This is a genomic window from Pseudomonas sp. RT6P73 (assembly GCF_054897715.1).
On sequence record NZ_JBUBUV010000002.1, the window covers coordinates 1,150,432 to 1,175,571 of the forward strand.

Here is a 25,140-nt window from a genome sequence, read left to right on the forward strand (position 1 = left end):
TGATTCCTGATGGTTCTTTATAAGTCGCCAATTATTTGACGGCATTTATAGGCAAAACCGTTTCATGCTTGTAACAACGTAGCTAAGAACATTCTAGAGCGTAGCTAAGAAATTTTTTTCATAACGTTTATTCCAAAATAAACTTATGCGCTCTGCGAAATCCAGCACATTGTTCACTCTGAAAGCCCTTGATTTCGGAGCTCTTGGAGCATTCTAGGGTTTGAGGAAAGTTCCATCCACTTATCGACATAGGGCGGAGAAGTGCTGGAGGGGAGGGAAGCGAAACGGTTTTGAGGTGACATTTTTTTGTCACTGCATAGGTTCAAAATCGTTACGCATTGCTCGCAGGGCGATTTGACGGTGATTGGGTCCCCAAGGTTATTGATAGCAATGGGGTTTTACCAAACCGGACACGTCCCCTGCGAGCGACACGCTTGGCGAGAAGAACGCCGGGGCAGCGGCTTACTCAGGTAAAAGCGCCCCGCAGGCGATCCGCCAGGCCAACCTGCTTCAACCATGAGCACGTTCTTCGCACAAACAGGGTGCCGACAGCGGTTGGCAGCGGAGGAAATGCACATGGCAACGCTCATCGGTATCGTCAGTAAAGTCATTGGTCAGGTGTTCGCGGAAAGCGGTGGCACCCGACGTGCGCTGGTCGAGGGCGATCGATTGTTCGCTGGCGACCAATTGATCACCGGGTCCGAAGGCGCGGTGGCCGTGCGTCTGCAAAATGGCCAGGAGCTGACCCTCGGGCGCGGCAGCAGCCTGCAAATGACCTCCCAGCTACTGGCGCACCAGGCGCCCCATGTAGATACCGCTGAAGCAGTGACGCCTACTCAGGCGCAACTGACCGATGTCGAGCAACTGCAAAAAGCTATCGCTGCCGGTGATGACCCGACTCAAACGGCTGAAGCCACGGCGGCCGGAGCTGCTCCAACCGGCGCACCCGGTGGGGCGGCGGGCGGTGGCCACAGTTTCGTCATGCTCGAAGAAGTGGGCGGGCGGGTCGATCCCGTCATTGGCTTCCCCACTGCGGGTTTCAACGGCATTCCCGAATTTCCGCTGGAACGTCTGGCCGGTGACCCGGACAACGGCGACAACGGTGCCGGTTCAGGAGGTACAGGCGTCTTGCCGAACAACCCGGTCACCCTCGCGGGCCTGTCGGTGGCAGGGGGCGAACTGACCCTCAACGAAGCCAATCTCGCCGACGGTTCTGCCAGCAATCCGGGCGCGTTGATTCAGAACGGCACCTTCACCGTGTCCGCGCCAGACGGGCTGACCAGCCTGAGCATCGGCGGCATCAACGTGATCACCGGCGGGGTGGCCGCCGGCTTCCCGCAGTCGATCACCACGCAACTCGGCAACACCCTGACGGTCACCGGTTACAACCCGGCCACTGGCGTTGTCAGTTACAGCTACACCCTGGTCGGCAACGACACCCATTCGGCCGGCGAGGGTGCCAACAACCTCAGCGAACAGTTCACCGTCGTTGCCGGTGATTCAAATGGCGATACCGCCACCGGCACCCTGGACGTCAACATCAAAGACGACGTGCCCAAAGCGGTCGATGACAGCAACGCCAATACCGCTTCGGAAACCCTGCTGACCCTGACCGGCAACGTGCTGCCCAACGACTCGCAGGGCGCTGACCGCATTCCCACCGGCCCCAACAGCGGGCCGATCATTGGCGGCACGTTCACCGGGACATATGGCACCCTGGTGCTCAATCCCAACGGCACTTACACCTACACGCTGAACACCAGCGACGCCGATTTCAAAGCACTGCACGGCGGCGGCAGCGGCACCGAAACCTTCACCTACACCCTGACGGATGCCGATGGCGACACCAGCACCGCCAACCTGGTGCTGGAGATCCACAACAACGATGACCCGGTCACGATTGGCGGCCTCAATGTCGGAGGCGGCGAACTCGTCGTCTATGAGAAAAACCTCAGCGACGGCAGCAGCCCCGATGCGCCGGCGCTGACCCAGAGCGGCACCTTCACCATCACCGCGCTCGACGGTGTGCAAACCTTGAGCGTTGGCGGGATCAACGTGGTGGTCGGCGGCGTCTCCGCAGGCTTTCCGCAATCGATCGTCACGCCGCTCGGCAGCACGCTGACCATCACCGGGTTCAACAGCGCAACCGGCGTGGTCAGTTACAGCTACACCCTGGTCGATAACGAAGCGCATCCGACCGCGAATGGCGCCAACGGCATCTCCGAGCAATTCGCCGTCACGGTTGTGGATGACAACGGCACCACCGCCAACGGCAATCTCGACGTGAACATCGCCGACGACCTGCCCAAAGCGGTCGATGACAGCAATGCCGGCACTGCCTCGGAAACCCTGTTGACCCTCAACGGCAACGTGCTGAGCAACGACGTGCAAGGCGCCGACCGCGTGACCATCGGCGAAAACGCCGGCCCGATCACGCCCGGCACCTTCGCCGGGACTTACGGCACCCTGGTGCTGAACGCCAACGGCACGTACACCTATACCCTCAACACCAGCGATGCAGATTTCAAAGCGCTGCACGGTAGTGGCAATGGCACCGAGAATTTCACCTACACCCTCACCGATGCCGACGGCGATACCAGCACCGCGACCCTGGTGCTGGAAATCCATAACAACGATGACCCGGTCACGATTGGCGGCCTCAACGTCGAAGGCGGCGAACTTGTCGTCTACGAGAAAAACCTCAGCGACGGCAGCAGCCCCGATGCACCAGCGTTGACCCAAAACGGCACCTTCACCATCACCGCACTCGACGGTGTGCAAACTCTCAGTATCGGCGGTATCAACGTGGTGGTCGGCGGTGTCTCCGCAGGCTTCCCGCAATCGATCGTCACGCCGCTCGGCAGCACGCTGACCATCACCGGGTTCAACAGCGCGACCGGCGTGGTCAGTTACAGCTACACCCTCGCCGATAACGAATCGCATCCGACCGCCAACGGTGCCAATAGCCTTTCCGAGCAATTTGCGGTGACCGTGGTGGATGACAACGGCACCACCGCCAACGGCAATCTCGACGTCAACATCGTCGACGACCTGCCGCAAGCCGTGAATGACAGCAACGCCGGTACCGCTTCGGAAACCCTGCTGACCCTCAACGGCAACGTGTTGACCAACGACGTGCAAGGCGCCGACCGCGTGCCGACTGGCCCAAGTGCCGGGCCGATCACCCCCGGCACCTTCACCGGGACTTACGGCACCCTGGTGCTGAACGCCAACGGCACGTACACCTACACCCTCAACACCAGCGATGCAGATTTCAAAGCCCTGCACGGCAATGGCAACGGCACTGAAACCTTCACCTACACCCTCACCGATGCCGACGGCGATACCAGCACTGCCAACCTCGTGCTGAACATCCACAACAACGACGACCCGGTGACCCTCAACGGCCTCGACGTTAACGGCGGCGAACTCACCGTCTACGAGAAAAACCTCAGCGACGGCACCAGCCCGAACACGCCCGCCCTGACCCAGAGCGGCACCTTCACCGTGACGGCGCTCGATGGCCTGCAAATCCTGACCGTGGGCGGAATCAACGTGGTGACCGGTGGCGTGGCCGCAGGCTTCCCGCAATCGATCGTCACGCCGTTGGGCAGCACACTGACCATCACCGGCTACAACCCGGCCACCGGCGTGATCAGCTACAGCTACACCCTGGCCGATAATGAAACCCATCCAACCGCCAACGGCGCCAACAGCCTCACCGAGAACTTCAATGTGGTGGCGACGGACACCGACGGCAGCACCGCGTCGGGCCAGATCAACGTCAACATCGTCGATGACCTGCCCACCGCCCACGCGGACTACGCTTCGGTTGCGGAAGGCGCGACGATCTCGGGCAACGTGCTGGATAACGACATCGGCGGTGCCGACGGCCCGGCGCTCAGCGGCGCCGTGATTGGCGTGCGCGCAGGCTCGGACACGTCGACCTCGGCCATCGGTGGCCTGGGCACCAACATCAACGGCACCTACGGTTACCTGACGCTGGATGCCAACGGCAACGCGACCTATCACAGCAATCCGAATGCGGTGAACGGCCCGGGCGCGACCGACGTGTTCACCTACACCGTGCGCGATGCCGATGGTGACGAAAGCACCACCACCGTCACCATCGACGTGTCCAACAGCTGCATCGTCGCGTCCCGCGATACCGACGTGACCGTCTACGAAAAAGCCCTGGACCTGACCAAGGACGGGCAAGACCTGGCGGCGGGTACGGTCATCGGCAGCGACCCCACCAGCACCGGCGAAACCGCTAAGGGCACGCTGGTCGGCTCGGTGACCGGTGCGACCGGCGCGATCACTTACACCCTGGTCGGCAGCGCCACGGGCAACTTTGGCCAGCTCCAGCTCAACCCGAACGGCACGTACACTTACACCCTGACGTCGCCAGCGACCACCACGCCGCATGCCAACGACGGTGCGAATTCGCTGACCGAAAGCTTCACCTACAAGGCCACTGATTCGCTGGGCAACAGCACCACCAGCACCATCGTGGTGAAGATCGTCGATGACGTGCCAAAAGCCGTTAACGACAGCAACACCGGCACCGCATCGGAGACTGTGCAGACGCTCAACGGCAACGTTCTGACCAACGACGTTCAAGGCGCGGACCACGTCGCCACCGGGCCGAACGTCGGGCCTGTGACTCCAGGCACCTTCACCGGGACTTACGGCACCCTGGTGCTCAACGCCAACGGCACGTACACCTACACGCTGAACACTAATGATGCGGACTTCAAAAACCTGCACGGCGGCGGCAACGGCACCGAAACGTTTGCCTACACCCTTACCGATGCCGACGGCGATACCAGCACCGCCAACCTGGTGCTGAACATCCACAACAACAACGACCCGGTCACCCTCAACGGCCTCGATGTGTACGGTGGTGAACTGACCGTCTACGAGAAAAACCTCAGCGACGGCACCAGCCCCAATACCCCGGCCCTGACCCAAAGCGGCACCTTCACCGTGACCGCGATGGATGGTCTGCAAACCCTGACCGTGGGCGGCATTGCGCTGGTCACCGGTGGTGTGGCGGCAGGCTTCCCGCAATCGGTGGTCACACCACTCGGCAGCACGCTGACCATCACCGGTTACAACCCGGCCACCGGCGTGGTCAGTTACAGCTACACCCTGGCGGATAACGAAACCCATCCAACCGCCAACGGCGCCAATAGCATTACCGAGAACTTCAACGTCGTGGCGACGGACACCGACGGCAGCACCGCGACAGGTCAGATCAACGTCAACATCGTCGATGATTTGCCGGCCGCCAAAGCGGATACGGCGAGCGTGGTTGAAGGCGGCACGGTCAGCGGCAACGTGCTGGACAACGACATCAAGGGCGCCGACGGCGCGGCACCCGGCGGCGCAGTGGTCGGCGTGCGCGCAGGTTCGGACACGTCGTCCTCGGCCATCGGCGGCCTGGGCTCGAACATCAACGGCACCTACGGCTACCTGACCCTGGATGCCAACGGCAACGCGGTTTATCACAGCAATCCAAACGCCGTGAGTGGGGCGGGTGCCACGGACACGTTCACCTACACCGTGCGCGATGCCGATGGCGATGAAAGCACCACCACCATCACCATCGATGTGTCGAACAGCTGCATCAAAGCGGTCACCGATACCGACGTGACCGTCTACGAGAAAGCGCTGGACTTGACCAAGGACGGGCTGGATCTGGCCGCTGGTAACGTCACCGGCAGCGAACCCGGCAACACCGGCGAAACGGCGACTGGCACCCTGGTGGGTTCCGTCACCGGCGCGAGTGGCGCCATCACTTACACCCTGGTCGGCAGCGCCACCGGGGCGTACGGGCAAATGCTGCTTAACCCCAACGGCACCTACACCTACACCCTGACCTCGGCACCGAAAACGTCGCCGAACGCCAACGACGGGGCCAACACCCTGAGCGAAAGCTTCACCTACAAAGCCACGGATGCCTCCGGTAACAGCACCACCAGCACCATCGTGGTGAACATCGTCGATGACGTGCCCAAAGCGGTCGCTGCCGATCGTTCGGTCGCCGCGGTCGAGATCGATTCCAACCTGCTGCTGGTGATCGACGTCTCCGGCAGTATGGCCGACGCTTCGGGCGTACCCGGGTTGTCGCGGTTGGCGCTGGCCAAGCAGGCGATCAGTGCCTTGCTCGACAAGTACGACGACCTGGGCGATGTGAAAGTGCAGATCGTCACGTTCAGCAGCAACGCCACCGACAAGACATCGATCTGGGTTGATGTAGCGACCGCCAAGTCGATCATCTCCGGCCTGACTGCCGGCGGTGGCACCAACTACGACGCGGCCGTCGCCACCATGCAAACCGCGTTCAACACCTCGGGCAAACTGACCGGGGCGCAGAACGTCGGCTACTTCTTCTCCGACGGCAAACCCAACGAAGGCGACATCGGCACTGCGGATGAAACCGCGCTCAAAGCCTTCCTCGATGCCAACAGCATCAAGAACTACGCGATTGGCCTGGGCAATGGCGTGAGCAACGCCAACCTCGATCCGCTGGCCTATGACGGCAGCACGCACACCAACACCAACGCGGTGGTGGTGACCGATCTCAACCAACTCAACTCGGTGCTATCGGGCACAGTGGTCGGTGCGCCGGTCACGGGTACCTTGCTGGAGGGCGGTACGTTCGGCGCCGATGGCGGCTTCATCAAAACCCTCGTGGTCGACGGTACGACGTACACCTACGATCCCAAAGGCAACAGCAATCAGGGAGCACTGAACTTCAGTGGCGGCGCCAACCACGGCACGTTCAACACGGTGAACAACTCCATCAGCATCGCCACCAACAATGGCGGCACCCTGGTGGTGAACCTCGACACCGGCGAGTACACCTACACCTCGCAAAAAACCACGTCGGTGGTGATCACCGAAAAAATCGGCTTCACCGCCAGCGACAACGATGGCGACCTGGCGAGCTCCACGCTGACGGTCAAAGTCATTCCGAACGCGGCGCCGGTGGCGGTCGATGACCACATCATTACCAACGTGCTCTCGGGCAGCGTCGTGGTGCCGGGCGAGTTGCTACTGGCCAACGACACCGATGCCAATGGCGATCCGCTGACGGCGTCACCCACCACGTTCAACACAGGCTGGATTTCCAGAAGCGCCGACTTCACCGGCACCGGGGCGATCAACTTCTCCTCAACCGGCAACAACAACGCTAACCAGGTCCTGGCAAATGTGCGCAGCGCCTTTACGGCGAACGCGGCAACCATGACGGCGGTGCTGGTGGTCAGTGGTTATCTGGGCGGGGTCACCACCGGCAACGCCAACGATGAGGACCGGATTACCGTCAACCTGAAACAGGGCGAAACCCTCAATCTGGACCACAACCTGGCGGGTGGTCACATCGCCATGGAGTACTCGCTCAACGGGGGGGCGTGGATCACCCTCGCGGACGGGCAAACCCTCACCGCGTCGGCGGACGGGACCTATCAGATCCACATCACCAACATCACCAACACCAGCGGCAGCGGCGTGAACAACGCGGAAAACTACCAGCTGACCATGACCCTCAACTACGCCGGGGGCCACGACATCGCCCCGGACGCCCACGGCATCTACACCGCCAATGACAGTCATGGCGGCAGTGACAGCGCGGCCGTGACCATCAGCTATCAGGGTGGCCACACCCTCACCGGCACGGCAGGCGACGATGTGTTGGTGGCGGGCACCGGCAACAACGTCCTCAATGCCGGCGACGGCAACGACGTGCTCAGCGCCGGTAACGGCAACAACGAACTGCACGGCGGCGCCGGCAATGACTTGCTGTTCAGCGGCACCGGCAACGACCTGCTCGACGGCGGCACCGGCACCGACACCGTGAGTTACGCCCACGCCACCGCCGGGGTCACGGTCGACCTGAGCGTGGCCACCGCGCAAAACACCGGCGGCGCCGGCACCGATACCTTGACCGCAGTCGAAAACCTCACCGGCTCCAACTTCAACGACTTGCTCACGGGCGATAACCTGAGCAACGTCATCACCGGCGGTTTGGGCGACGACATACTCAAGGGCGGTGGCGGCGACGATTTCCTGATCGGCGGCCTGGGCAACAACACCCTCACCGGCGGGGCAGGGGCCGACACCTTCCAGTGGCTCAAAGGCAACAGCGGCCACGACCTTGTCACCGACTTCACCCCCGGCACCGACAAGCTGGACCTGTCGCAACTGCTGCAAGGCGAAAACAACACCGCCGCGTCGCTGGATGACTACCTGCACTTCAAAGTCATCGGCAGCGGCGCCTCGGTACTGACCAGCATCGACGTCAGCGCCATGGCCGGCGCGGCACCGAACCAGACCATCGACCTGGCCGGCGTCAACCTGGCCAGCCACTACGGCGTCACGCCGGGAGCGGGCGGGGTGGTGGCGGGTGGTCACGATACGGCGACCATCATCAATGGCATGTTGAATGACCATTCGTTGAAGGTGGATACCGTGTGACCTGAAATCTGAAACGACAAACCCGTCATTCCTGTTGAAGGAATGGCGGGTTTTTTGTTGTCTGTAGCATCGCCATCGTCGGATCGCCGCCCGGAGCAAGCTCGCTCCCACATTCGATCTTCAGTGAACACAAATTATGCGAACAACATAGATGAACTGTGGGAGCGAGCTTGCTCGCGAAGAGGCCCAAAAGACCACCGCAAAACCTGTTGCCTGAAGGGCTGTTGTGGCGAGGGGGCTTGCCCCCGTTGGGCTGCGAAGCAGCCCCAAAACCTGCTATCGCGAGTTTTCAGGCACACCGCACAAACCGGTTTTACGACGGCTTCGCCGCCGAACGGGGGCGAGCCCCCTCGCCACAGGAAAGCCCCCTAGGCACAGGAAAGCGTTCGCCTCAGCTTCTTCGCTAGGCCTGCGGAACAAAATTATCCAGCATCCGATTCACCGCCAACTCCCCCAGCATCACCACCTGCTGAATCCCCAGCACCGTATTGCGATGCGAGCCCTCCATCAACCCCGCGAAATTACTCAGCATCACACTCGCCGACGCCAGGGTTTCGCAGGCGTTGACCAGCAAGGTTTCGTCGTTGGTGTCGGGAGCAATGGAGTAAATCGTGCTCGGTTTGCGCGGGGTGTCTTTGGGAATGACCGGTTTGAGGTAGTAATCGAGGGCGCGGTCGGCGGCTTGGTTGAGCTTTTTGGAATCGGTGGTTTCGTACGGGGAAACGTCGTCGGTTTCGGGTGGGTTGGGTGTGATTTTGAACATGGTGAAACTCCCTGATCAATGAGGCCGCCACGCATCGCTGCTAACGAAAAGGGTGGCGACTGTACGCGGGTTAGCAGACCAGGGATCAAGGAACCCGGCGCACCGAAGTGCCCCACGCACAGTCACCAAAACGCCAATCAGGAGGCAAAAGCCGACCGATCAGAGGGGACATTGCGTGCCTTGATATTTACCGAGCTGCTAAACCCGATCGCTGCATTTGCAACGACACGGAAACGATAGAGCGAGGGGCCAAGGCACACAAGCCGGCGGATTCTGGCGCAGTCGTAGGTAACGGCGCAAGGATGTGTAGTCGGAGTCAGTGTCAGAAGATGTCTTTTAAACAGCGCTGTTTATTTCTCTATCCATATGAAAAGTTGCGTCCCCTCAGTTACCCCTGAGCGAAGTACCAATCTCCGACGAACGGTAGCAAAACCTGTAATTTCTGACAGTAGCCAGTCACTGAAAGCAGGCATTAAATGAAGCCGTCACGTTAAGCGCGAGTTCATCTCAAGGCGCGCTGCCCACGTATTCTCAGTCAGGGAAGGCTCGCCATGGTATCGCCCGATCAAGCTAACGATCTGCCTGAGTCCAAGGACTTGCCTTCATCGTTTGGTGCCATTGATGAGGCGCCGAAAGTGCCGGCGGTGATTGATCAGAATGACCCGAATGGGCTGTTGCCAAGGTCAGCGCTGGGCACGGCATTGGCCGTTACGTTCACCGAATTCAGGCAAGGAGTCGGGCCCGACGAATCGGATTGGGTCGAGCTTGGATTCATGCCCGCGGGGACTGCATTCAGGCGTGTTCATGATCAGTTTTATCCCAACGACACGCCTATCGAATTCCCGCAAACACTCCATGTTCCTCGCGAATACCTGTCTGCCGGAGTTTACGAGGTAGCCGTCAGGGTCTCTGTTTCAGAAGCTAATCCGACAGAGTCGCTTAGAAAAAAACTGACCATCGACAACACACCTCCCAACTTCGGTAGCAAACCCGATGCGGTGGTGTTCCCTGTCGAGTTGGGCGGCACGATTACCGAGCTCTACTTGACCGAACATGGTCAGGTGATTGTTGACGTGCCCTGGTACGACGATGTCATCGCAGGAGACCGTGCGGTGTACTTCTGGACGGATCGAGAATCCCCGCCCGACAGCGAACAACCGATCCGCGAGCAGGAGTTCAGTCAGGAAGATATCGACAACAACCGATTGCTGATCACCGTTTACGCCGATGAAATTCGCCCTTGGGGTGAAGGAAAGCGATTCCTGTATTACTGGCTTAGAGACCGGGCCGGGAATACCGGTCCCAGATCCAGTCTGGCGGACATTCAGGTAGACCTGACACCCGCCCCTGGCCAGTTGCGACCACCCAGGGTTCCGCTGTCACCCAGAGGATTGGTTGATCGTCAGCAGGCCCGTGACGGTGTTCGAGTGGAGATTGATGAGTTCGACTCTGCCGACCCGTCGCAGTGGGTAGCTATTTTCTGGGATGACACGGCGCTCATCGAAATCCCGGTAGATCCCGCGCGCTTTCCTCTCAAGGCTCCGGTGCCCTGGCCGACGCTGCAAGCCAAAGGGGACGGGCCGTTGCGAGCGAAGGTCTACTACAAGATTCGGCAAGGCGCGACCTATGGATCGCCCTCACCGGACATCACGGTCGCTGTTGACCTGAGGGTGGCCGGGCAGGATCACGCCAATGCGCCGGCATTGGTCAATGAAGATCTGGCTAAAGTGGAAGTGTGGGGGCAGAACTCATCCATCCTCAATACCTTGCTCACGGTTGATAATGAACTTCCAGCCACAGTCAATCTGGCGCTGTATGACAATCCCAAACCGTTGGAATTGCTCAAACTCTATTGGGGCAATTACCCCGGGCCAGTCGCTGAATATGAAGTTCAAGCAGGTGACACAACGGGTAAACCTATTGAGTTCACCGTGCCGTGGGATGTCATCAAGACGGATAAACAGAATCTGGCGTTACCGGTTCATTACACCACCAGCAACGGGGTTAACCAGCAGCAGTCTTTACCAACTTACGTGAGGGTCGCGATTGAGTTAATTGAAAACCTCAAGGAGCCCACGTTCCCTCATGCAGGCAAGGGCGTCGTTCTGCACTGTTGTGCAAGGCCGAGATTGTGGGAGGGGGTGACTGTCAGAATTGCCCACGATCCACGTTTTCAGCCTGGCGATACGCTGTTGTTGGTTTGGCAAGGATGCAAAGGTGTCAATGGCACTGATCCAATTGAAGGAACGTACGCGGAAATTCCCCACGAGGTTTCAGCGTCTTTGTTGTTTAAAGATATTGATATTGTGGTCGCAGATTACGAAACATTGATTGCGCCGATGGTAAATAACGGCTCAGGGTTGGTGTATTACAAATTGCAAAGGCTTGGATTAATCATCGGTACTTCCAAGAAAGATTTTGTCATTATCAATCGGACGATGCCCAGTGGTGAGGTGTGTTCTCCGGAGAAAGATCTGTGTCAGGACAACTGATGCATTGTTGATGTTTTGCTATGAAATATTTAGTTGATGAGTTTATTTAAAATTCATGTTGGCTCGTTGAAAGTAGTGTGGTGGGTCGCCCGACCCCGCTTGTTAATCAGGAGAAGAATAATGTCAAACTTCGAAAAAAATCTATCAGCGGCAGAGCTTGCTCGTGAAAAAATGAAAGCATTTCGGCGTAGTCTCGCTGCCGAAAGTTTAGCTCCGGAAGTGTTCGGTTTATTGCCGTCAATACCCGGGGATGAAGTTAAAAGGTTGCAGCTGGCTCGGCAGGGGCTGGATTGTATCGTGGAATTTGCACGAGTGGAGATTCCGGAAGGGGCTCGACCTAAAGACTGTGACATTGCTTTAACAAGAGATAGGGTGCCAGTTTCGAGCTGGATTGAGCTTCCAGTACCAGTTCCGACCGATTTTACAATGACATTGCCTGCTTTGCACACGGCAACTCCAGGGCCCTTTAAATTAGGCTTCGCTATCGTCTATGGGAGTATTACAACGTACTCGCCTACATCAAGTTTCTACATCGATACAACTGCCCCTAATCATGGTAATCCAGGTGCTGAGGCGTTGCCGCCTGCAGAAATTATCGGTGGCGTTGTTACGAAAGAATACTTAGACGCCGAAGGCGGGGTTAAAATGACTATTGCTTCGCCGGAAGACGTAAAGAACGGAGATATAGTCAGAGGCTATTACGGTAAAAGTAACCCTGCTGTAGAAATCGGTAGTTTTCCCGTTACCGACGACTTTACCGTGCCAATCACTATCCCAATACCGAAGGCTTCAATCGAGAACGGAGCACAGGGCGCAAATATTTTCTATTTCAGGTATGAAGATCGCACTGGAAATATCGGCCCTGTTTCTGCAGAAACCAATCTGACGATTCAGCTAACCCCCGTTCCCAGTGGTTTGCAGCCTCCGGTGGTACCTGCAGCGCTTGATGGGCTGGTTGATCGTGCGGATGCGATTCCCTCCGTTGGAGTCACCATTCCAGCCTTCTCTAATGGCCTGGCGGGTGACAAGGCCAGGGTATTTTGGAATGGCAAGGCGCAGCCGCTGAAAGATACAGATGGCACCGTAGCAGTTATTGTCGACGTATCGTTTGTTGATGTGGCAGCCGGAGGAGATGTTCAGACAGGTGTACCAGTATCTTATGAGATTGACCGTGCCGGCGATATTCATCGAGAGCCATTGGGTACGTTGGTTGATGTCAACGTGAGCATTGCAGGCCCTGTAGATCCTGATCCGGATCCAGAAAACGGCAATCCGAATCTGGTTGCGGTGACGGTGAAAGGCGCTGTTACTGCGGAAGACAACACACTGCTTGAGGGGGATAAGGGGCAGCCCGCAACAGTGACTGTGCCTATCTATGACGAGCGAAAACTTGGGGATCTGGTTCGCTTGTATTGGAATGGAGTGGCGGTACCTGGAGACGACGGACTTTATACGGTTCGTGGTGATGAAGCCTCTGGTGACCTGATGGACTTCAAAATCGCATCGAGCATTTTCGAAGCCACAAAAAATGGGATATTTAAAGTTCATTACGTCATTACCAACCTTGCAAATGGTGCCAATGAAAACCCTTCTCAGCGTCAGGACGTGGATGTTTATATCTTCCCTGTCATCCTCAAAAATCCCAGACTCATGCATCTTCATACTACCGATAGTGGCAGGATTCTGTTGGGATGCAGTTCGCTTCGGGATATCCCAGTGGTGGGTAAAGCCGCTATTGTCAGAGTGGAGGGGGGAGAACCGTTGAAAGCTGGTCTGGTATTGAACTTCACCTGGAAGGGAAATACCTTTAATTCGGCACCGACCCTACCGACTCCTGTGGAAGATTTTTTAATCATCAAGACGTTGGAGGGTAATGAGCATGTCGATGGGTTTGAAGTTTATTTGCCATTTAATACGGCTCTTAAACCTATCAAGGATGGTGATGGGGAGATTACTTATACAACGACAATCGATGGTCGCGATCACCCGTCAGGTGCACACTTAGAGCGAGTTATCATGATTGATATTGATCAAAATTACTGCCCCGGAACCTAGTAAATACAACTGTGTAGAGCCTGGCTGAGGGTGGAGGGGCAACACCTGAAACCCTCAGTTGCTGTCAAATATGAATGCCATTGTGCGGTCATTAAATAAATAAATAATTCTGTTTCGGCTATATTTTTCTCTAATCCGTTTGTGGGGGTTTCCTTATTCATTCAAGGATTAATCCTACAGACGGCTCCCTTTTTATCTCATACCCTTGCGCTTAAAATTTCTTATGCCTCCGATGTAATTATCCCGGGCATGTCTGGCTTAAACACTTGAGGGAAGTTGTCCATGAAAAACCAGTTTTATGTATCCCCATTGCATAGGCTAACTTGCGCACTTACGTTGTTGACTCTACCTCCATTTTTTCTGGCAAGCCCCGCAGCCTTTGCGTTAACGCCGATTGAAGCAGGTGAAACCCTGGATATCGATCAGACAACAACCTCCGATAACTATCGCGCACGCAATGGCGCAGTATTGAATTCCAACGGGGCGAGCACATTCGAAGTATTAATCCAGAGCGATGCAACCTTTAATGCGGAGGGGGGGACGTATGCAGGACGCCTTGGTAATGCCGGGGTGTCGATAACCAATGCCAACGGTAACCTGACCAATGCGATAGTCACCGGTGACCGTGTGGGGATGTTGGTCAATCGTGAATCGGGAACGGCCACGGGATCCCACGCGGTGATAGTCGGCAGTCAAATCACGGGAGGTAGGGCCGGGATTGAAACCGGCGGTGGCAGCCTGGTCGAATTGACCGATACACAAGTCACCGCTACGGCACAAAACGGCGTTGGAATCAGTTCTTTCGGTGCTGATGTAAGAGTGTCCGGTGGCAGGATCTTGGCCGATGCAGTCGGTGTTCGAATGCGTGCTGATGTGGAGAGTGTGGGGGAGGGGCCAAGGCTTGTACTCGACTCTGCCTTGGTACAAGCACTGACCGGCTCGGCGATCCTCGTGGACGCTGGCGCTACGGCCGGCATAGGGATATTGAACAATTCCACTCTACTCGCCGGAAACGGCAATTTGCTCGACATACAGGATGCCTCCACGGCAAACGTCGAGGTGGACAACAGCGTACTTAACGGCAACGTGAACATTGACGGCGGCAGCGTTGCCAACCTCGTCTTCAATTCAGGTCATATGTTCGGCGACGTAGTGCTGGCCGATGACGCCTCCTCAGCCAGGGTCACCCTGCAAAACAATTCACAGTTCACCGGCAGCCTCGATAAAGTCGACGGCGTGACCATCAACAGCGGTTCGAACTGGACCCTGACCCACAACGACACTGTCGGCGCACTGGCCATGAATGGCGGCACGGTCAGCTTCGGTGCGGCCGATGCTCCGAATACGTTCTACCAGCTGAACGTCGGAACGCTCGCCAGTTCAGGTACCGACGCCAGTGTATTTGTGATGAAGGGCGACTTCGCCACAGGCAAGCACGACTTCCTGAATGTTACGGGCGTGGCCACAGGCCAATTCGGTCTGTCGGTTGCGGCCTCCGGGCTGGACGCCGTGTCGCCCGGGCAATTGACCCTGGTGCACACCGAGGCGGGTGATGCGCAATTCTCGCTGGTCAGCGGCAGGGCGGATCAGGGGACCTGGTCCTATTTGCTGAAAAGCTTGACGAATGAAAGCGGGGCCACCGACTGGTATCTGGACCCTGTGACCCAAACGGTCAGCCCGGGTGCGCGTGCGATACTGGCCCTGTTCAATACGCCGATCTCTGTCGTTCATACTGAAGATGCATCGCTACGCAGCCGCATGGGCGAACTGCGATTCAACGGCGGCCGGTCGGGCGCCTGGGTGCGCACTTTCGGCAGCCAATACAACGTGGCCGACGGCTCGGGCGTGGCCTATCAGCAAACCCAAAAAGGTTTTTCCCTGGGGGCGGACGCGAGACTGGCTGAGAGCCAATGGTTTCTGGGCTTAATGGCGGGGTACAGCAAGTCCGATCTGAACCTTGATTACGGCACCTCCGGCACCGTCGAGAGCTACTACGTCGGACCCTACATAACCTGGCTTGACGCTGCCTCCGGTTACTACTTCGATGCAGCGCTGAAGTTCAACCACTTCCGCAACGAGTCAAAAGTCGGCCTGAGCGACGGTTCCCGCGCCGAGGGCGACTACGACAACTCCGGCCTTGGCGGCTGGGCTGAATTCGGTCGGCACATCAAGTTCGGCAATGGATTCTTCATCGAACCGTTCACCCGATTCTCGTCTGTCGTGATCCAGGGAAAACACTACAACCTGGACAACGGCATGGACGCCGACGGCGATCGAGCCCGCTCGATGCAGGGCAAGGTCGGCAGCACCTTCGGGCGCGATTTCGACTTTGGCAACGGCAAGGTGGTACAGCCTTATATCAGTGCCGCGGCGGGTTATGAATTTGCCAAAAACAACGAAGTGCAGGTCAACAACAACGTGTTCAACAACGACCTGTCGGGCTACCGTGCCGAATTCGGGGCGGGGGTAGCGGTGGCGCTCTCCGAGACGCTGCAGGGGCATGTTGATTTCAATTATGAGAAGGGCGAGCACATTGAGATGCCTTGGAGGGTTAACTTTGGGGTGCGGTATAACTGGTAGGTGAAAGTTTGAAGCTTGACAATAAAACACCGCTTCTACTTTGGGGTATGCGGTGTTTTTTTATATGTCATTTTCTGGGGGGGTGTCGCTTGAATAAGTGCGTAAGCGTTATGTACGGATTCGTTAGCTTAGCCAACTAAGCGAACAATGATATTGTCTATATCATAATCATTTCCTCCATCGGAACCGCCGTTGCCACCTCGATCCTGGTGACTTATTATTTGCAGTTGATGGTTGCCGCTCTGAGTGACCGTGAAGTTGTTGGTTTGTGTGTACCATAGATTTGTGCGGGGAACGTTATAAACCGGCAGAATCGATTGGCCAGATGCGAAACGGACCGAAAAAGACGGAGCCACATTTTCTGGTTGAGGAGAGTGGTTGCGAGCTTGATAACTGAACGAATAAGTCTTTCCAGTTATGAGTCTAAATGTTTGGCTAAATAACACACCCGAGTGTCCTGAGACCGCCGTTGTTAGATTGCGAAACATTCCCCCGGTTACCCTGCCTTGATAACCTGCAGGTCCTTTTAACCAATTGCCGGAAGTGCCATTGGTGAAGTCTGTTACTGAATCTACCCAGGACTCAACTGTGAAAGTGCGTGGCGGGGTGGACTCATCCCCGTCGCCATACAACGCCAACGCCTTGAGGCTGTAACCCTTGACCGTCAATGCACTGACAACTTGAGTCCAGGTGCCGGAATCATTGGCGATGGGTTCACCCAACGCCGTGGTGCTGTCGCGCAACCGGACTTTCTGATTGGGACTGGCCTTGCCGGTAACGGTCACCGACCTGTCGAAGGTGATGCCGCCCTGGGCGACCGGCCCTTTGGAATCGGTGACCGAGTCAATGGTCGGTTGGACCGCCACCGCCACGGTAAAGGTGCGCGGCGGGGACTCTTCACCGTTGCCATACAGCGCCAACGCCTTGAGGCTGTAACCCTTGACCGTCAATGCACTGACAACTTGAGTCCAGGTGCCGGAATCATTGGCGATGGGTTCACCCAACGCCGTGGTGCTGTCGCGCAACCGGACTTTCTGATTGGGACTGGCCTTGCCGGTAACGGTCACCGACCTGTCGAAGGTGATGCCGCCCTGGGCGACCGGCCCTTTGGAATCGGTGACCGAGTCAATGGTCGGTTGGACCGCCACCGCCACGGTAAAGGTGCGCGGCGGGGACTCTTCACCGTTGCCATACAGCGCCAACGCCTTGAGGCTGTAACCCTTGACCGTCAATGCACTGACAACTTGAGTCCAGGTGCCGGAATCATTGGCGATGGGTTCACCCAACGTCGTGGTGCTGTCGCGCAACCGGACTTTCTGATTGGGACTGGCCTTGCCGGTAACGGTCACCGACCTGTCGAAGGTGATGCCGCCCTGGGCGACCGGCCCTTTGGAATCGGTGACCGAGTCAATGGTCGGTTGGACCGCCACCGCCACGGTAAAGGTGCGCGGCGGGGACTCTTCACCGTTGCCATACAGCGCCAACGCCTTGAGGCTGTAACCCTTGACCGTCAATGCACTGACAACTTGAGTCCAGGTGCCGGAATCATTGGCGATGGCTTCGTCCAGCGCCGTGGCGCCATCGAGCAGCCGGATTTTCTGATCGGGACTGGCCTTGCCGGTAACGGTCACCGACCTGTCGAAGGTGATGCCGCCCTGGGCGACCGGCCCTTTGGAATCGGTGACCGAGTCAATGGTCGGTTGGACCGCCACCGCCACGGTAAAGGTGCGCGGCGGGGACTCTTCACCGTTGCCATACAGCGCCAACGCCTTGAGGCTGTAACCCTTGACCGTCAATGCACTGACAACTTGAGTCCAGGTGCCGGAATCATTGGCGATGGGTTCACCCAACGTCGTGGTGCTGTCGCGCAACCGGACTTTCTGATTGGGACTGGCCTTGCCGGTAACGGTCACCGACCTGTCGAAGGTGATGCCGCCCTGGGCGACCGGCCCTTTGGAATCGGTGACCGAGTCAATGGTCGGTGTGACCGCCACCGCCACGGTAAAGGTGCGCGGCGGGGACTCTTCACCGTTGCCATACAACGCCAATGCCTTGAGGCTGTACGCCTTGGTAGTCAATTCATTCACGACCAGAGTCCAGTCGCCATTCCTGTCGGCGGTGGCTTCGTCCAGCGCCGTGGCGCTATCGAGCAGCCGGATTTTCTGATCGGGACTGGCCTTGCCGGTAACGGTCACCGACCTGTCGAAGGTGATGCCGCCCTGGGCGACCGGCCCTTTGGAATCGGTGACCGAGTCAATGGTCGGTGTGACCGCCACCGCCACGGTAAAGGTGCGTGGCGGGGACTCTTCACCGTTGCCATACAACGCCAATGCCTTGAGGCTGTACGCCTTGGCAGTCAATTCATTTACGACCAGAGTCCAGTCGCCATTCCTGTCGGCGGTGGCTTCGTCCAGCGCCGTGGCGCCATCGAGCAGCCGGATTTTCTGATCGGGGCTGGCCGAGCCAGTAACGGTCACCGACCTGTCGAACGTGATGCCGCCCTGGGAGATCAGGCCTTTGGAATCGGTGACTGTATCCAGGGTTGGTGCGATCAATGCTGCGACCAGCAAGTTCAACGTCACCGAATAACTGTACAACCCCGTAGCCGCCCGCTTCACGGTGTAACGCACCTTGACGTATTTACCGATGTTGGCCGTAACGAACTCGGCCGCCACTCTGAACGTCACCGGTTTGCCGGCACTCACGGTGGTGATCGGCACCCAATTGGTGGTGCTGCCAAAAGGCCCGTTGCCGCTCCAGTGGCAGGTCAGAATGTCACCCGGGAGCGTGCCGAGGTAATCGACCCTGACATTCACGTTGTGGAAAACCTTTGAAGGATCGAGCACGTCCGGTGGGTCGGCTTCCAGCACAACGGCCACCGGTAGCGTGGCGCGCAGTTGTTCGACCTTGAGCAGCAAACGCTCCGATTCGCTGATGCCATATAGCGCCGCGGCGTCGTTGGAGACGCGGTAGGACAGGTCCAGCGAGCCCTTGTCCAGGACCGCGATGTGTTGACCGTCGACATAGAACATCACGAGTTTGTCGGCGGCCTCTCCTGAGCTGACGGTGTGTTGCTCTTCGTGCAGATACGTCTGACCGTTGGCCTGGGTGCCCAGCCAGATCAGGTTGAGGTAGTCACCGCTTGCCATGCCGGGATAACTGATGCACACCGTTGCATATTCGTTGTCGGGTTCCAGCGTGGCGCCCACCACTTGCTCAACGCGGGGGGCGGGGAGGATCGAAACATCGCCAATGACATCGGCGAATTCGCGTTTGGACGACAGGGGGCGCGAGTTATCCAGCTTGGTCAACACATAGGACGCATCGGCCGTCCCCATGGCGATTGCGCGCACCTGGGCGTAGGGCACCTTGAATTCGAGGTGGGTCGGGATGTTGTCCACGACTCGCGATTGGGTGTAGATCAACGGCTTGCCGACGGCGGGAGTGCCGATCCAGGTCATCTTCACCGTGTCGCCGAGATCGTAATCGTTGATTGTAATCTTGACCAGGACGGTGACGTCTTCCTGGTTCAGATCCTTGAGGGTGATGACACCGTTCACGGCATTGTTGATGATCGGTGATTCCAGGCGCCAGGCACCGGCGTCGACCAGAACGGCCGTGCCTTTTGAGTGCTTGGCTGCCCAGTTCCACACCTGGTCGTGAGGAAAGTACCGAACCGTCAACGCCGCGCTGTCACCGCCGGCGAGAATGGCGTCCTGATCCACCAGGATAATGATGGGGTCTTCGCCAGCGGCCTGTTGCGCGGTGACGGTGTGGGGGATTCGGACGCTGCCCCAGTGCAGGATGATCACGTCGTATCGATGAATCCCCGGGTAGATGGGGATCGTGACAGGGACACCATTTTTGGCCCACTCCGCATCGATACCGTTTTCGATCGCATCCCGGGGCAGTTGCGCTATATGCAGTTCGGAGTGCCAGCCACACTGAGGTTCTTTGTCGGGCCCCCCCGGCCTGTCGAGCTTCACCAGCACCCGCAACGCCGCCGACGGGTCGTCCGGCACGGTCTCGCCCTGGCGAGTGAGCACGTAATAAACCTGTTCCACCCAACCGGGAACCATGAGCGCGACAGGCAGGAAAAAGAACAGGAAGTCATTGTCGACTTCTTCTGGCTGGACTTCCTTGTGGAAGATCTTTTCGCCGTCCCAGTACACATCAATCTGATCGCCCGCCTGCACCGGAGGGCTGTATTTGTTGACGGCGCACAACACACCGTCCGGATGGTCCTCTACCACACTGATGTTGATGCCGGCGTCACCGTCCACAATTGGCTCGACCGCGCCGGCAATCAGCAGCGGCCTGTTTTGCAATGGGGCGATGACAGACCCTGAAGGACGAAACAGGAACAGACCCGAAGCGGCCATCAAAAACTCCTTGGCGAAGGTTCGCCACTGGGGGAGGGGGACAGTTGATGGTTGATTGGGCCCGATGAAAGGCGCGCTGGCTACTGTCAGAAATAACAGGTAGGCAGGGGTTTTCGACAAACGGTAGGCGAAAAAAACGGCCAGGGTTGGCCGTTTCTTGTTTTACGCAGCGCAAGCAAGGTCGCCCACATCAAAACCGGCGCCGTACACCGATATTGTGATCAACACAGTCCAAATGCAGGAGCGAGCCTGCTCGCGATGAACGATGACGCGGTTTAACTGGCTAGCTTCGGATCAACGTTATCCAGCACCCGATTCGCCGCAATCTCCGCCACCATGATGCTGTTCGAAATGCCCAAAAGCGCATAACGCGACTCACCCTCCAGATGATCCACCAACTGATGCACCATCACATCGACCGAGGCCAGCGTCTCGACCAGATAAACCGCCAGGGTTTCGGTCGTGGCCTCTGGGTCCACGGAAAACAGGGTACTGCGGGTTCGCGGGGTGGCTTTGATGTCGGCATTCGACGGGAAGTGGAAGTCGAGCGCTCGCTCGGCGGCGTCGTTTAGTTTTTTGGAATCGGCGGTTTCGTAGGGGGAAACGTCGTCCGCTTCTGGTGGGTTTGGTGTTGGTTTGAACATAGATGAAACTCCTAAAGCACTTAAAAGGAGCCATCACCCTCGCTACCAAACGATGGGTGGAGGCCATACGCAGGTTGGTAGACCGGGCTCTAGGAAAACGGCGCACCCGAAGATGCCCTGCGCATGACCACCATAAAAGACGAGACGAAAGATCTCAGCAAAAGGCAATGCTTTGCGACTAGAAACCCGGGCTACCAAACCCGATCGCTGTTCTTCAGCGACGGGGTAACGATAAAACCCAGGCCCAAGGCGCACAAGCCGGCGGATTCTGGCGCAGTCGTAGGCAACGGCGCAAGGATGTGTAGCCTGAGAGAATGTCTGGAGATGTGTGTTAAACACCTTCGTTTAATTACCTGCCAGGAATCAGCCACGCGACAGGGCAGATAAATAGATGCGTCCCCTTTTCCTCAGGAATCAGCCACGCGACAGGGCAGATAAATAGATGCGTCCCCTTTTCCTCCCGCGTTTCCTCCACTCTCCTATATGAACGTCAAGGTTCTCGGGGTCGTTCGGGGTCCGGTTTTGGATTGTGAAAATTGGTAAGAGTTTTTTTGTGGCCGGCTACCACTCCACCATATGTCTATTTTGTATACACCAAGAAGGTCTGTGGGTCGGACTTCGGGGTGATGACTGGCAGATTCATTGTTTTTCCAAGTGAATAAATCGATTAATCCTGTGGCTCCTGGGACAAAAAGCCAAGTGGTCACAGTGCGAGCAGCTGTAGTGCCGCCTTCTGGTAAAAGCTGACCGGTATCGTCGTTTGTCTTTTCACGTACGTAGAGGACACGAAAGCTGCTATTGGAGACCATATAAGTACGCAGCATAAAGGTTACAGACTTACCCTCATCGGCATTGCCGTCCAGGCTCACTTTGAATTCGATCTCCAGATTCGAGCCTTCCTTCAACCCCCGCAGCTTGTCCACAGGTGCAGGAGGATGAGGCCCCTCGATGACCGCCTCACCGACCAGTGCCTCCCCTGCATAAGTCACCTCGCTGAACACCGAATCATCCTTGTTTATTCCCGTGTAGCGTAACCACATCTTCTGATTCACTGCGATCAACGGCCATGGCGACACACGAGTGCACGCGTTATCGGCCAATTGAGTGACATCAATTTCGTCGCCTGAGAAGCCGTCGATGGTCGCGGGCCGAAGATTCGGGTCGCCGTTAGCAATCGATTGCACGCTCAAGGAGAGTGGCATCGAAGGTTTCGGTGCCGTGCTACCAATAATTACGCTATACGTAACCGTCACCGACTTGCATAGGTTAAAGGCGACCACGGTGTTGGGAATACTGATGTCCAGTCCGGCGCTGACGAGCGTGGCCGGTGAGGTAAATGAGCCTTCGGCCGGGGTTTCTTCAGCACCTGCCCAGTGGACGATGACGCGGTCATCCGGCAGAAGGTCAGCGTTGACCGGTACTCGGATGGTCAGGGTGTCTTGGGCGTCGATGGGGTTGAGGCTGGTGCCGTCGGCTTCTTTCACACTCGGCGACTTCAGCTCCAGCGCCGTCCCGATCACAAACTCCAACACCTCCGAATAACTCATCTCCTTCTCCGTCGCCCGCCAGATCCGGTAACGCACCGTCACCTTCTTGCCGCGATTCGGCTCAAAGTGATCCCTGACAAACTTGGCATTGAGCGTGAAGTGAACGTCCTTACCCTCCGAGATTCTGGTGATGTCGATCGAGAGCTCTACCTCACCACTGACCTCGCCGGTCACCGTGCAAAACACCTTGTCCCCAGCCTTGGTCGGTCTGACCGCCGGGTTCAGCACGGTCGCTTGGCTGGCGCCGTGGGGCAGTTCCAAGGTCTCCAGCATTCCGTTCTTTTCACCCAACACAATGGCTCTGACCAATTCAGCCAGCTGCTCGCCCACCTCCAGCAGCGCCGCGGGCAGTGACTCGCGCCGCACGATCTCGCCGTTCGGGCCTTCGCTGAGCAGGTTGTACGACAGGACCAGCGTGCCGCCTTCGAGGGTTTTCAGGTGTTTGCCCTCCACCGTGATAAAGAAATCTTCCCCGGCCTCGATTTCCTCCTGGCTGAGAAAGTACCACTCTAGCTCAGGGGTATAGGTGCTCTTGTCGGGGCGGGTACCGAACCAGATCAGCTCGATGGCCATGCCCATCTGCATGATCAGGTCGAACGGGATCCGCACGCGGGGGTAAGCCAAGTCCGGGTCAATCCCGCCGTTTTGCTCATCTTCGGCACAGGGCGCGGCCAAGCGTTTCGGTTCGCCGATGAAGGTGACGAATTGACCCTTGGACGGCAAAGGGTCGGGCGTGCCGGGGCGCTCCACGTAGTAGGTAAAGATCACCTGGGTTTTCGCCAGTTGGCGCACGTCGGCGTTGGACAGGGTGAATTCGTAGGTATGCGGCAGGTTGTCGATCGTCTGCGGCGGCGCGGTGATTGCCACTGCCTCGCCGTCGACCGTGGTGCCGCGCATTTTCAGGACAATAATATCGCCCAGCTGGAACTCCGCCTTTTTGGCCCAGACCTGGACCGTGATGGATTGCTCGCCCAGCGCATCGAGGTCAAGGATGTTGTTTCTCGCCTCCTTGACGATCGGCGCGTCCAGCAGATCGGTGCCGGTCATGACCACCAGCCGCGTGGCCTTGCACCAGTCCTCCGAGTAGTTGTGCACCACGTCGCGCACATGGAAGGTGACCGCCAACCCGGTGCTGTCGGTGTCGCCGGCCAACAGAATGGTGGCTTTGTCGATGTGGATCACGATCGGATGTTTGTCCGGGTCGTTGATCTGCTCGGCGGTCAACGGCGCGGACTCCACGTACACACCGCCCCAGCTCAGCACGATGACATCACCCACCGCCGCTTCCGGATACGGCGCGCCGGTCCCGGACTCGGCGCGAATGATGATGAACACGCCGTCCTCGGCGATCTCCTTGTCGATGATGCCCTCGACAATGGCCGGTTCGATGAACATGAACAGGTTCGAGTGGCTGCCTTCTTCCGGGTCCAGATCCTGGCCGGCGGGGATTTCCAGCTTGGCGTAGAGCTTGAGCGCCGGTGCAAACGTCTCGGGGCCCTGATTGAAACGGGTCACCCGGTAAGCCAGCGTATGCGGCCCGGTCAGCCAATGCTTAGGTGCCACCCACAAGGTCACGCGCTCGCCGATTTCGGTGTCTTGCGTGAGGGTGTGCTGGTCGACCACCAAGCCGTTGAACAACAGCTCGACCTTGTCGCCTTTGCCCATCGCCGACCAGACCGGGACGTAGACTTTCAGGCCATTGGCGGGGAAGTTGTCGAGGGCGGCTGCGCGGTTGATGGCCCGTTCACCGGTGGGTAACGGCTGCTCGGGACTGCCGGGGATTTCCGGTTCTCGCAGCAGCATGGAAACGGAGTGGCGGGGTTGCACGAGCATGGTGATGACTCCTGTCGAATGGGCTGGGCGACGGGGTCATTTAAGGTGTGAAGCGAGGGTGTTGGCTACTGTCAGATCTGACAGGTAGGGGCTGATTTCAGATGAATGGTCGGCGTCAGAGTACTGAGTACCGAGCCGGTTTGCGCTGCACAGAAGAGGCACGTCATAGCCGTGGATACTGGCGCAGTCAAAGGCAACGGAGTCGATGTTTAGCTTGGGAGAGTGTTCGGAGATGTTGGTTAAACATCTCCGTTTATTTCTCCATTTCAGGTCAGTTATGAAGGCCAAGACGCGTAATAGAGCTGAGAGTCATCTGTACGGCCTTCCCACCTTACGGAGGTGGCGCAAAATTGACAGTAA

8 protein-coding genes are annotated in these 25,140 nt (G+C 57.9%); 4 read left to right on the top strand and 4 right to left on the bottom strand.

The features are described from left to right. The first annotated feature begins 576 nt into the window (after positions 1-576). Entirely contained in the window at positions 577-8,484 is a 7,908-nt protein-coding gene (locus ACYZT6_RS05795) for a retention module-containing protein (protein WP_462026100.1), read from the top strand. Between the two features lie 403 nt (positions 8,485-8,887). Here ACYZT6_RS05795 and ACYZT6_RS05800 read toward each other — a convergent pair whose 3' ends face one another. Next, positions 8,888-9,247, bottom strand: a complete 360-nt coding sequence (locus ACYZT6_RS05800; RefSeq protein ID WP_462026101.1) for a DUF6124 family protein — start codon at positions 9,245-9,247, stop codon at positions 8,888-8,890. Between the two features lie 551 nt (positions 9,248-9,798). On the opposite strand from ACYZT6_RS05800, the gene ACYZT6_RS05805 reads away from it, so the two are divergent. The 3 genes from ACYZT6_RS05805 (at position 9,799) to ACYZT6_RS05815 (ending at position 16,374) form a co-directional block, all read left to right on the top strand. Continuing rightward, positions 9,799-11,739 carry a hypothetical protein gene (locus ACYZT6_RS05805; RefSeq protein WP_462026102.1) on the top strand — a complete coding sequence of 647 codons (1,941 nt, stop codon included), beginning with the start codon at positions 9,799-9,801 and terminating at the stop codon, positions 11,737-11,739. Between the two features lie 120 nt (positions 11,740-11,859). Beyond that, positions 11,860-13,794, top strand: coding sequence for a hypothetical protein (locus tag ACYZT6_RS05810; protein ID WP_462026103.1), 1,935 nt, complete (start codon positions 11,860-11,862; stop codon positions 13,792-13,794). Between the two features lie 282 nt (positions 13,795-14,076). Further along, positions 14,077-16,374 carry an autotransporter outer membrane beta-barrel domain-containing protein gene (locus tag ACYZT6_RS05815; protein ID WP_462026104.1) on the top strand — a complete coding sequence of 766 codons (2,298 nt, stop codon included), beginning with the start codon at positions 14,077-14,079 and terminating at the stop codon, positions 16,372-16,374. A 128-nt stretch (positions 16,375-16,502) separates the two neighbouring features. Here the strand turns inward: ACYZT6_RS05815 and ACYZT6_RS05820 are convergent, their stop codons facing one another. The 3 genes from ACYZT6_RS05820 to ACYZT6_RS05830 form a co-directional block, all read right to left on the bottom strand. Further along, entirely contained in the window at positions 16,503-20,756 is a 4,254-nt protein-coding gene (locus tag ACYZT6_RS05820; protein WP_462026105.1) for a hypothetical protein, read from the bottom strand. Positions 20,757-21,031: 275 nt separating this feature from the next. Further along, complete coding sequence (locus tag ACYZT6_RS05825; RefSeq protein ID WP_462026106.1) at positions 21,032-21,400, bottom strand: DUF6124 family protein; 369 nt, start codon at positions 21,398-21,400, stop codon at positions 21,032-21,034. Positions 21,401-21,879: 479 nt separating this feature from the next. Continuing rightward, positions 21,880-24,780, bottom strand: coding sequence for a hypothetical protein (locus ACYZT6_RS05830; RefSeq protein WP_462026107.1), 2,901 nt, complete (start codon positions 24,778-24,780; stop codon positions 21,880-21,882). Between the last annotated feature and the right edge of the window lie 360 nt (positions 24,781-25,140).

What these genes read in the sequence shown, in the direction of transcription:
- ACYZT6_RS05795 (WP_462026100.1), top strand. Translation starts at nt 577, where the DNA reads ATGGCAACGCTCATCGGTATCGTCAGTAAAGTCATTGGTCAGGTGTTC.
- ACYZT6_RS05800 (WP_462026101.1), bottom strand. Translation starts at nt 9,247, where the DNA reads ATGTTCAAAATCACACCCAACCCACCCGAAACCGACGACGTTTCCCCG.
- ACYZT6_RS05805 (WP_462026102.1), top strand. Translation starts at nt 9,799, where the DNA reads ATGGTATCGCCCGATCAAGCTAACGATCTGCCTGAGTCCAAGGACTTG.
- ACYZT6_RS05810 (WP_462026103.1), top strand. Translation starts at nt 11,860, where the DNA reads ATGTCAAACTTCGAAAAAAATCTATCAGCGGCAGAGCTTGCTCGTGAA.
- ACYZT6_RS05815 (WP_462026104.1), top strand. Translation starts at nt 14,077, where the DNA reads ATGAAAAACCAGTTTTATGTATCCCCATTGCATAGGCTAACTTGCGCA.
- ACYZT6_RS05820 (WP_462026105.1), bottom strand. Translation starts at nt 20,756, where the DNA reads ATGGCCGCTTCGGGTCTGTTCCTGTTTCGTCCTTCAGGGTCTGTCATC.
- ACYZT6_RS05825 (WP_462026106.1), bottom strand. Translation starts at nt 21,400, where the DNA reads ATGTTCAAACCAACACCAAACCCACCAGAAGCGGACGACGTTTCCCCC.
- ACYZT6_RS05830 (WP_462026107.1), bottom strand. Translation starts at nt 24,780, where the DNA reads ATGCTCGTGCAACCCCGCCACTCCGTTTCCATGCTGCTGCGAGAACCG.